The organism is Streptomyces sp. NPDC050388 (genome assembly GCF_040655635.1).
In the GTDB taxonomy this organism is placed as follows: domain Bacteria; phylum Actinomycetota; class Actinomycetes; order Streptomycetales; family Streptomycetaceae; genus Streptomyces.
In genome coordinates this window covers 1-8,344 of sequence record NZ_JBFAKH010000160.1, presented here as the reverse complement: position 1 = coordinate 8,344, position 8,344 = coordinate 1, and the positions used below count along the sequence as shown (strand labels likewise).

Below are 8,344 nucleotides of genomic sequence, written 5' to 3'. Positions count from 1 at the left end.
GTCCTGCGGCGGCAGCGTCACGGGCGGCCGAAAGGACCGGTATCCGCAGGTGGAGGGGGCCGCCCCGCCGATCGGCTCGCGGCGGCGTCTGCCCGGCCCGGGGCGCCGATTTCACACGCTCCGGCCGGTGGCGAAGTAGCCGGTGGCGAGGACGGTGCCGTCGGGGGTGGTCAGGCGGGCGCTGGAGAGCGCCGCGGGGCCGATTGGGGCCGCCGTGCCCCAGTTACCACGTCCGTTGCTCAGGGTGAAGGCGCCTACGCGGATCGTGGTGCCGTCCGTGCGCTGCAGGAGGCAGACGACCTTGCCGCTGTACGGAGTGCCGGCGGCGGCAAGGTCGACGGTCAGGTAGATCCGACCGGGGTCCCCCAGGTCTCCGGGATGGGCGTAGACGTCGCCTGCCGACGGCCCGGAGCCCGAGGCCGAGGTCAGCTCTCCCTCCCTCACAGGCGTCTGGGCCTTTACGGCAGGGGAGCTCGAGGCCGTGACACTCTCGAGGGCGGTGCCGACCGCCCAGCCGGTAAACCCGAACGCGAACGCGAAGGCTGCCACGGCGGACGCGCCTCGCAGCCGGACACGGCGTGCGCGACTGCGGACCGCCTTGTGCGCGAGGCCGGACGCCCGCGTGTGGGGGGTCCCCTTGTGCGCCGTCACGTCCTGGGTCAGTCTGCGCGCCACCCGGGTCTCGAACCCGGGCGGCGGCTCGCTGCCCGGCACCAGCCCGATCAGTTTGTCGCCCACCAGGGCCATGTGCTCGATGTACTCCCGACAGGCCGCGCACCGGTCCAGATGCGCGACCGCCACCGCCCGCTCACGGCCGAACAGCACGCCCAGCGCCAGCTCGACGCCGATCTCCCGCAGCTTCTCGCAGGTCACGTCACTGGTCATGGTCCCCTCGCTTCGGAGAGGCGAGTGTGTCCCGCAGCCTTCCCATCGCTGTCCTGATCCGCGTCTTTGCGGTGCCCAGCGGGATCTTCTCCCAGTCGGCGATCTGCTGGGCCGTCATTCCGTAGACGCCCGCCATCACCAGGGCACGACCCTGTTCCCGCGGCAGCTGCGCCACCGCGGCCCGCAGCCGGGACGAGCCCTCGTCGGCCAGGGCCCACTGCTCGGAGGTCTCGGTCACGGCATCGAGGAGCGCGTCGAGGTCCTCGGGTGCCACCGGCTTTGTCCGCCGCGCACGGACGGCGTCGATGGCGAGATGGTGCGCGGTGGTCGTCAGCCAGGTCGTCACCGACCCGCGGCGCGCGTCGTAGATCTGCGCATGACGCCACGCACGCTCGAACGTCTGCTGGGCGATGTCCTCGGCAAGCTGCGGATCTTTGGTGACGGCGACGGCGACACCGAAGACCGCGCGCTGGAACCTCCGTACGAAGGCGGCCGCGAGCTCCGGATCACCGGTGGCCGGCCCGGACAGCAGAGCCTCGTCCGGGAGACGGCCAACGGGAACCGGAAGCTCGGCACACCTATAGATACGGTCCGCCCCCGCCGAGGGATTGCCCGGCCGCTGCGGAAGCTGGGCATGCGGTGGGCGTAGCCACTTCCAGCAGGCCCTGTCGTCGGTACTTTCCCGGGCTCTGTAGCCGATGTCGGCCGGTGCCGTCCTGGAAATCTCGGAACCCGCTTGGAGAGGCGGACGCGGGAGAGATCGCGCAGGGGCTGGAGCGCGCGTTGCGCACCCGGCCCGTTCCCTCAAGCGCCGAGGCCCGTCTGCGGTTCCTGCTCGCGACACACCGGTATTCCACCCGCGCCCAACCCCTGTACGTCGGGCACCGCCCACGGCCTGTCGCCGCGGGCGGTGTCCACCGGCGCAGCCCGGCCCCGGTCACAGCTTCAGCAGCGCCTCCAGCAGCGGGCCGCGCATGATCTTGCCGACCTTCTTGTCGTCCGGATTGTCGGGAACGGTCACCTTCACCACGGACGGCTGCCCCTCGCCCTCGTCCCCCTCGAGGACCGTCACCTCGGACCCCTTGTACTGCGGCTGGCCCTTGAGCACGGCCTGGACGGTCTCGGAGACCTTCAGCGCGGACTTTTCGCTGCGGGCGACCGCGCAGACGACTCCGGAGGTGTCGTCGGCGGACCGGGCGAGCTGGCCGATCGCCAGGTGCGAGAGCTCCTTCCCGCCCCGGCGCGGGTCGATGCCGCTTTGGCGCGGTTCGATGTTCACCGAGTAGACGTCACCGAGACAGGCGACAAGCTGCCGGTACTCGGCCTTGTCGGCGAGCGCCTTGCCGTCGGCGGGGTGGAACACCCGGGTGCCCACCGGGCGGACGTGGGTGAACTCCTGGTCGGACACCGTGTAGTCCGTCTGGCTGTCCTCGTCCCCGCCCCAGACCGCCACCCCGTCCTGCTTGCGCTCCGGACGCCCTTCGGCCTTGAGTTTCTTGATGATCGACTCGGAGTCGAAGGCGCCACGCCAGTAACCGGCCATGAGCGGGGAGTCGGTCGACTGGATCCACAGCCTTTCTTCGACCTGGTCCGGGTCGATCCGGTATCTCGAGACAGCCGAGCCGCTGAGCTCGGTGGCGAACTCCGAATCGGGGAACGGCCGGAAGTCGGCGAACCGTTCCGGGGCCTCCTTCGTCAGCTCCCGAAGCCTCGCGCTGTCCGTATACCCGACGCTCCAGGTCCCGGGCTCGGACGAGACCTTCCCGAGCGCCGCGGACAGTCCTGAAGCGTCCTCGGAGTCGGATCCCGAGCCGGAGGTGAGGGAACAGCCGGTGGTGAGCAGCAGACCGCATACGGCGGCGACGGCGGCCGATCTTCGGGCCGGAGTCCCGGCGGTACGACGGCGGCGATCAAATGATATGGACATGATCGGTCAGACTATTGGAAAAGGCAGCCAGGGTGGGGATCCCCCGATTGTGCGACATCCTGCGGATTCGCCCTGGCTTTCATCTCCCGTTGCCGCAGGTCAGCCCGACAGACGGGAGCGATGGATTCGCCTAGATCATGATGGTTCTTCAGGATTCCTGAAGAACCATCATGATCCTTACCCAGACGCACCGGCCGAGGGCGACGAGGTGCCTGGTCAGGCCCCCTGCCGAGGACCCGAGAGGGCGGCGAACTCCTTCGCCAGCCGCTCCGCCTCCGGCGACATCGGCCCCTCCTGCTGCGCCACCGTCAGCAGCAGCCGCAGCAGATCGTGCGCCTCCTCCAGGGTCAGCAGTGCCAGCCGCTGGGCCGTGTGATCCACCGGCGCGTACTCGCTCTCCTCCGGATCGAGGTGCTCGTCGTCATCCATGACCAGCGCAACCATTCCCCGGGCGCCACGGTCACGCACAAGTTCTGGGACGGCCCCACCGGAGCACGGAACATGCGGGCCCCCCACCTCCGGCGTGCTGTCAGCACACAGGGGCCCCGGATGCCGGGCCGGCGCGTACCGCGGAACGCCCAACTCCACTACCTACACGGCAGTCACGCCCCTCCGGGCTGCCGCGCGGCAGGACACCCCTCACCGAAGGGCCACACGTCGGTACCAAACCGCCGCGTGATCACATCTTCTCCGCTGGCGTTGTCACGTTGGCTGACCGGCCTGAGATGATCTTGGAGTTGGTCGTGCCGGGGAGGGGGCCGTTCGTGTCGTCCGCGCCGCCGTCGTACCAGGGCCACCGGTACCCGGTCGAGGTGATCTCGCACTGCGTGTGGCGGTACTTCCGCTTCCCGCTGTCGTTCCGTGAGGTGGGGGAGCTGAGGCTGCAGCGCGGCGTCATCGTCTCCCATGAGACAGTGCGCCGCCGGTGTACGAAGTTCGGGCAGGCCTACGCCAACGGGCTGCGCCGCCGGCGACCCCGGCCCGGCGACACATGGCACCTGGACGAGGTCTTCATCAGGATCGACGGAGAGCAGAAGTACCTGTGGCGGGCCGTCGACCAGGACGGGATGGTGCTGGACATCCTCGTGCAGGACCGCCACGGCCCGGCGCTTCTTCCGCCGCCTGATGAAGAAGACGTGTTCGGCGCCGAGGGTGGTCGTTACGGACAAGCTGCGCCCCTACGGCGCCGCCCACCGCGAGGTCACGCCCTCGGTCAAGCACCGTTCCCACCAGGGCCTGAACAACCGGGCCGAGAACTCCCACCAGCCGACGAGGCGGCGCGAGCGCGCCACGAAGGGCTTCCGCTCGGTCTGCGGGGCACAGAGATTCCTGGTCGCGTTCAGCGGCATCTCGCCCCACTTCCGGCCCCGCCGCCACCTGATGACCGCCACCGGATACCGCGCCGAGATGACCGTCCGCTTCGCCGTCTGGAACCAGATCACCGGCGTCGCCGGCCCGCCTGCCGCGGCCTGACCCGAAACTGCCGCCCGGCCCCACCACACCCGGCACACCGTCAGGCACTCACACACTCAATAACGTGACAGTGCCCCTCCCCGGCACGACCAACTCCAAGATCACCTCAGGCCGGTCAGCCAACGTGACAACGCCCGTGCAGCTGCTGTTCGTCGGCCCCGGTGTCCTGCGCATCGAAGAGGCGGGCCGCGGACTGCGGGGGCAGGGCGAGGGTGAGGTGGCGTAGGCGGGCGTCGTCGGTGGTGCCGGGCGCGGCGGTGAAGCCGAACCGGGCGCGGGTCTCGATGACGATGCCTCCGGTGGTGGCGCCTGCCACCGGGCGCGCACGGCGTCCTGAAGGCGCTGCGCGAGGTCGGCGCGGGGCCGGCGGATCCGGTCCTTCACCTACCGTTCCACGGTGCGCTGGCTGACGTCGAGCGCGTCGGCCACGGCGCGGGTGCCCTTGAGCTGCTTGACCAGGTAACGCATCTGCGCGCCGGCCGACTTCGGTAGGGGGCGGGCGAACGCCTGCTGCACGGCCCGCTCGAGGCCGTCTCCGACGATGCCCACGAGGTCTCCGTTCATGATCGGCTGTGTAGGTTGCTGTGCGGTGTTCACGGCCGGGCCGGGGTAGTTCCCCACGCCGGGCTGAACGGGTCTCACAGCGGCGTCCAGGGCGGTTAGAGGGCGTGTAGGGTCTCGCCGCCGATGGCATGTCGATCTTCTCTGACCTGCTGGTTCTCTGTTGTCTCACCGCGATGTCACCCAAGATCAGTCTCAGGTCGATGCCATTTCCTCGGTGGAACGATGAGTCTGCGGCTGAGCCACCGAGCACGAGGGCTACATGCGAGCTCAGATCGCGCACCGATGAGTTTCCCGCGCCGCGCCGGTCTGTACGCGCGAGACCGACTCACGGAAGGCCGGCGCCATGCGGAAACTGATCTACGGCATGAACCTGACCCTGGATGGCTACATCGCCGCGCCCGGCGACGACATCGGCTGGAGCGTGCCGAGCGACGAGCTGTTCCAGTTTTGGTCCGACCAGTTGCAGGCGACCGACCTGTCGCTGTACGGGTGCAAGCTGTGGCAGACGATGAGCTCCTACTGGCCGACCGGCGACCAGCAGCCCAACGCCACCCCGGCGCAGATCGAGTTCGCGCGCCGCTGGCGGGACATGTCGAAGGTGGTGTTCTCCTCGACGATCGACAAGGTCGACTGGAACACCCGCCTGGTCACCGGCGACGCGGTCGCCGAGATCACCCGGCTCAAGGCCGAGGACGGCGGCCCGATGGACATCGGCGGCGCAACGCTCGCCGGGGCGGCCATGCGGGCCGGGCTGATTGACGAGTACGTGCTGGCCACCGCGCCGGTCCTGGTGGGCGGCGGCACGCCGTTCTTCACCGCTCTGGACAGCTGGGTGAACCTGAACCTGGTGGAGACGCGGACGCTTCCCGGCGGCGTGTTCCTGACCAGGTACGAGACGAGGCGCTGAGCGCCCGTCACGCGACTCGACCGCCTGCCGGGTCCACGCGAACGTGAACGCCACCACTGGGGTGGACAGCCGGCAGTGCGGCCTCACATCCACCACTACCGGACCCTGCTCAGTGATCAAGATGTAATCCGGGATGCGCTTACGGGCCTACCCCTCCACCACGGACACTGAAGCTCGCAGCCACGGAGCGTCACGGAGTCCACGTAGGTTTCCGAAGCGCGATCGCCGGTTACCGGAAAGTCATATTCGGCGCGGTACAGCTCCGTCCTGCCAGCGGTAGAGGTCGCGCAGCAGGGAAATCTCGGCGCCGTGATGGATCAGCTCCCTGTTGACGTGCAGGACGATGCCCTCCATGGGAAACCGTTCGGGACCCACCATGGGCGGATTCTCCAGGTCAGCGTCCGAGAGCTCGCGGACCCCCGCGTTCCATCTCCCATACATCTCATCGAGCTGTTTTAGCGCCTCGTCAGCGGTACCCGCGTAGGCGAATGTCTGGGAGTCGACGTCCTGGCCGCCGAAGTGCCATCCGACCCGATAGCCCAGGCAGGAGACGATGATGTGCGCCAGCCGCCAGGCAATCGTGGTCACCGGCGCCGGCACCGGGTCAGGGGACGCGGAGTCCATCGTCCATTCCCCCGAACCTGCCGACATCGGTGCGGCCGACGTGCCACGTGGGCGGATGCTCCAGCAGTCGCGCACCGGCTCCCAGAAGTACTCCTCATCGGCAAGACCGTGCAGCCGCGGCCGCAGGTTCTTGTGCCAGTGCCGGTCCAGCTGGTCCGCGAGTCGCTCGCTTCTTGTCATTTCCGCACGCTACATACAACGAAGACCTGGCTGCGACCCTCGCGGACGCCGTGGCCGGCCGTGGGCCGCGAGAGCGTACCGCATCGAGAGATGACGCTGGGGGCTGATGTGCCCTGCGGGCCGCGCCACCGCGAGCGGCTGTTTGACATTGACAACCCGGCCGGCTGGGACGGCAGGCCCCGCAGTTCGGGGGCGTGCCGGTCCAGGCGGTCCCAGTCGTCTTGCGTGAGGCCGTCGACACCGTCACGGATGTGGTGGAACGCCACCCGGGCCCGGGCGGACAGGATCCGGTTGCTGACCTCGGCCCTCCCCATCTCCAGGCTGTGCACCAGCGTGAGAGCTCCGGCCCCAGCCTTGTCCCCGCCCTCACCAGCCTCCACCGCGTCAGTCACACCGCCGACGACGCCAGCCCCCCCGCGCCATCGCCGCCCACCTCCACGAGCGACTCACCGAAACCGTGCAAGAGATCGCCACCAGGCCCCACCGCGGCGACGGAGCCGACGCCGTCCGCATCGTCGTCGACGACCGGGCCGCCCCCGCCGAAGCGCGCGACGCCGAACAGGGACAGCACGAAGCCCCCGACCGCAGCCAGCGGATCCAGGGTGCTTCGCCTCGCACTCAGGCACGCGCCTGCCCAGCAGCCCCTCACGGTCGCGGCAGGCGCCGCAGCGGTCCTGCTCACCGCCGTAGGGCTCACCCTCACCCGCCGTTGACACCCATCTGTCACCACGGACGCTGCTGCGTCTGTGACGGCGCGCGACTCCGCCGACGCGCACGCCTTGGGTTGGGGCGGTGAAGAAGAACCTGCGGCGGCGGGGAGAATCGGGCGATGACGCCGCGCTGCAGCATCAGCTCCTCCACCTCACGAAATGACAACGGGAAGCGGAAGTACCGCCACACGCAGTGGGAGATCACCTCGACCGGGTACCGGTGGCCCTGGTACGACGGCGGCGCGGACGACACGAACGGCCCCCTCCCCGGCACGACCAACTCCAAGATCATCTCAGGCCGGTCAGCCAACGTGACTGTGAGGATGATCGGGTGCCGCTCCGGGCGGTGGCTTGACTCGCAACGTGACTGGCCGTGTGCCTTGGCATTGATCTGTCGGCTGCCTGCTCGGTGCGGTGCGTGCTGCCGCCGGGCAGGGGACGTGTCCCGATAGGGGCCTTCGCGACAGGCACCGTCACAGTCTTGACCGCCCCGGCCCGGCGACGGCCACCAGCATCCAAGGCGATCAGGAGAAGGCGACCTTGCCCAGCATCACGCAATCCGCTGCCCCGTGTCACATCCCGGCCGACGCCGCTGAGGAGGTCCTGCTCGGCGTGGACACCCACAAGGACGTTCACGCCGCGGCTGTCATCACCATGCTCGGTGCCGCCCTGGACGGCCGGAGCTTCCCGGCGACCGCGCAGGGATACCGTCAACTCGTCGCCTGGGCCCGCTCGTTCGGAGTGGTGCGACGTGCCGGCGTCGAGTGCACCGGCTCCTACGGGGCGGCCTTGGCCCGCCACCTGCACGCCGAGGGAATCGAGGTCACGGAGGTCAACCAGCCGGACAAGGCCGCCCGCCGGCGCCACGGCAAGACCGACGCCGTCGACGCCGAGGCCGCCGCCCGTGCCGTGCTGTCCGGGCGCGCCACCGCCACGGCCAAGACGAGCGACGGCCCGGTGGAGATGCTGCGGCTGTTCAAACTCGCCAAGGGATCCGCGATCAAGTCCCGCACCCAGGCCATCAACCAGCTCAAGAGCGTCCTGGTCTGCGCCGACTCCGCCCTGCGCGAGGCC

The 8,344-nt window shown here is 69.5% G+C and carries 9 protein-coding genes and 3 pseudogenes; 3 read left to right on the top strand and 9 right to left on the bottom strand.

The annotated features are described in order from the left end of the window. Positions 1 to 111: 111 nt before the first annotated feature. The 4 genes from AB0I73_RS39155 to AB0I73_RS39140 form a co-directional block, all read right to left on the bottom strand. Positions 112 to 885: a hypothetical protein gene (locus AB0I73_RS39155; protein ID WP_363045166.1), complete on the bottom strand. Its 774-nt coding sequence runs from the start codon at positions 883 to 885 to the stop codon at positions 112 to 114. Next, entirely contained in the window at positions 875 to 1,417 is a 543-nt protein-coding gene (locus AB0I73_RS39150) for a sigma-70 family RNA polymerase sigma factor (RefSeq protein ID WP_363045168.1), read from the bottom strand. The genes AB0I73_RS39155 and AB0I73_RS39150 overlap by 11 nt, the downstream gene beginning before the upstream one ends. A 405-nt stretch (positions 1,418 to 1,822) precedes the next feature. Next, positions 1,823 to 2,812, bottom strand: coding sequence for a hypothetical protein (locus AB0I73_RS39145; protein ID WP_363045165.1), 990 nt, complete (start codon positions 2,810 to 2,812; stop codon positions 1,823 to 1,825). A gap of 216 nt (positions 2,813 to 3,028) precedes the next feature. After that, positions 3,029 to 3,241: a DUF6417 family protein gene (locus AB0I73_RS39140; RefSeq protein ID WP_363045164.1), complete on the bottom strand. Its 213-nt coding sequence runs from the start codon at positions 3,239 to 3,241 to the stop codon at positions 3,029 to 3,031. A 296-nt stretch (positions 3,242 to 3,537) separates the two neighbouring features. Here AB0I73_RS39140 and AB0I73_RS39135 point away from each other — a divergent pair. After that, positions 3,538 to 4,285, top strand: a pseudogene (locus AB0I73_RS39135) (IS6 family transposase). A gap of 139 nt (positions 4,286 to 4,424) precedes the next feature. Here the strand turns inward: AB0I73_RS39135 and AB0I73_RS39130 are convergent. Beyond that, a pseudogene (locus AB0I73_RS39130) lies at positions 4,425 to 4,834 on the bottom strand (XRE family transcriptional regulator); the annotation flags it as partial. A gap of 358 nt (positions 4,835 to 5,192) precedes the next feature. Here AB0I73_RS39130 and AB0I73_RS39125 point away from each other — a divergent pair. Next, entirely contained in the window at positions 5,193 to 5,756 is a 564-nt protein-coding gene (locus AB0I73_RS39125) for a dihydrofolate reductase family protein (RefSeq protein ID WP_363045163.1), read from the top strand. 240 nt (positions 5,757 to 5,996) lie between these two features. Here the strand turns inward: AB0I73_RS39125 and AB0I73_RS39120 are convergent, their stop codons facing one another. The 4 genes and pseudogenes from AB0I73_RS39120 to AB0I73_RS39105 all read right to left on the bottom strand — a co-directional run. Continuing rightward, positions 5,997 to 6,560: a DinB family protein gene (locus AB0I73_RS39120; protein ID WP_363045162.1), complete on the bottom strand. Its 564-nt coding sequence runs from the start codon at positions 6,558 to 6,560 to the stop codon at positions 5,997 to 5,999. Next, a complete protein-coding gene (locus AB0I73_RS39115) occupies positions 6,557 to 6,889 on the bottom strand; it encodes a hypothetical protein (RefSeq protein ID WP_363045167.1) in 333 nt (110 codons plus the stop codon). The genes AB0I73_RS39120 and AB0I73_RS39115 overlap by 4 nt, the downstream gene beginning before the upstream one ends. Positions 6,890 to 6,948: 59 nt before the next feature. After that, positions 6,949 to 7,131: a hypothetical protein gene (locus AB0I73_RS39110; protein WP_363045161.1), complete on the bottom strand. Its 183-nt coding sequence runs from the start codon at positions 7,129 to 7,131 to the stop codon at positions 6,949 to 6,951. A 260-nt stretch (positions 7,132 to 7,391) separates the two neighbouring features. Continuing rightward, positions 7,392 to 7,523, bottom strand: a pseudogene (locus AB0I73_RS39105) (IS6 family transposase); the annotation flags it as partial. 287 nt (positions 7,524 to 7,810) lie between these two features. Here AB0I73_RS39105 and AB0I73_RS39100 point away from each other — a divergent pair. Then, a partial coding sequence (locus AB0I73_RS39100; RefSeq protein ID WP_363045160.1) for a transposase occupies positions 7,811 to 8,344 on the top strand: 534 nt, incomplete at its 3' end.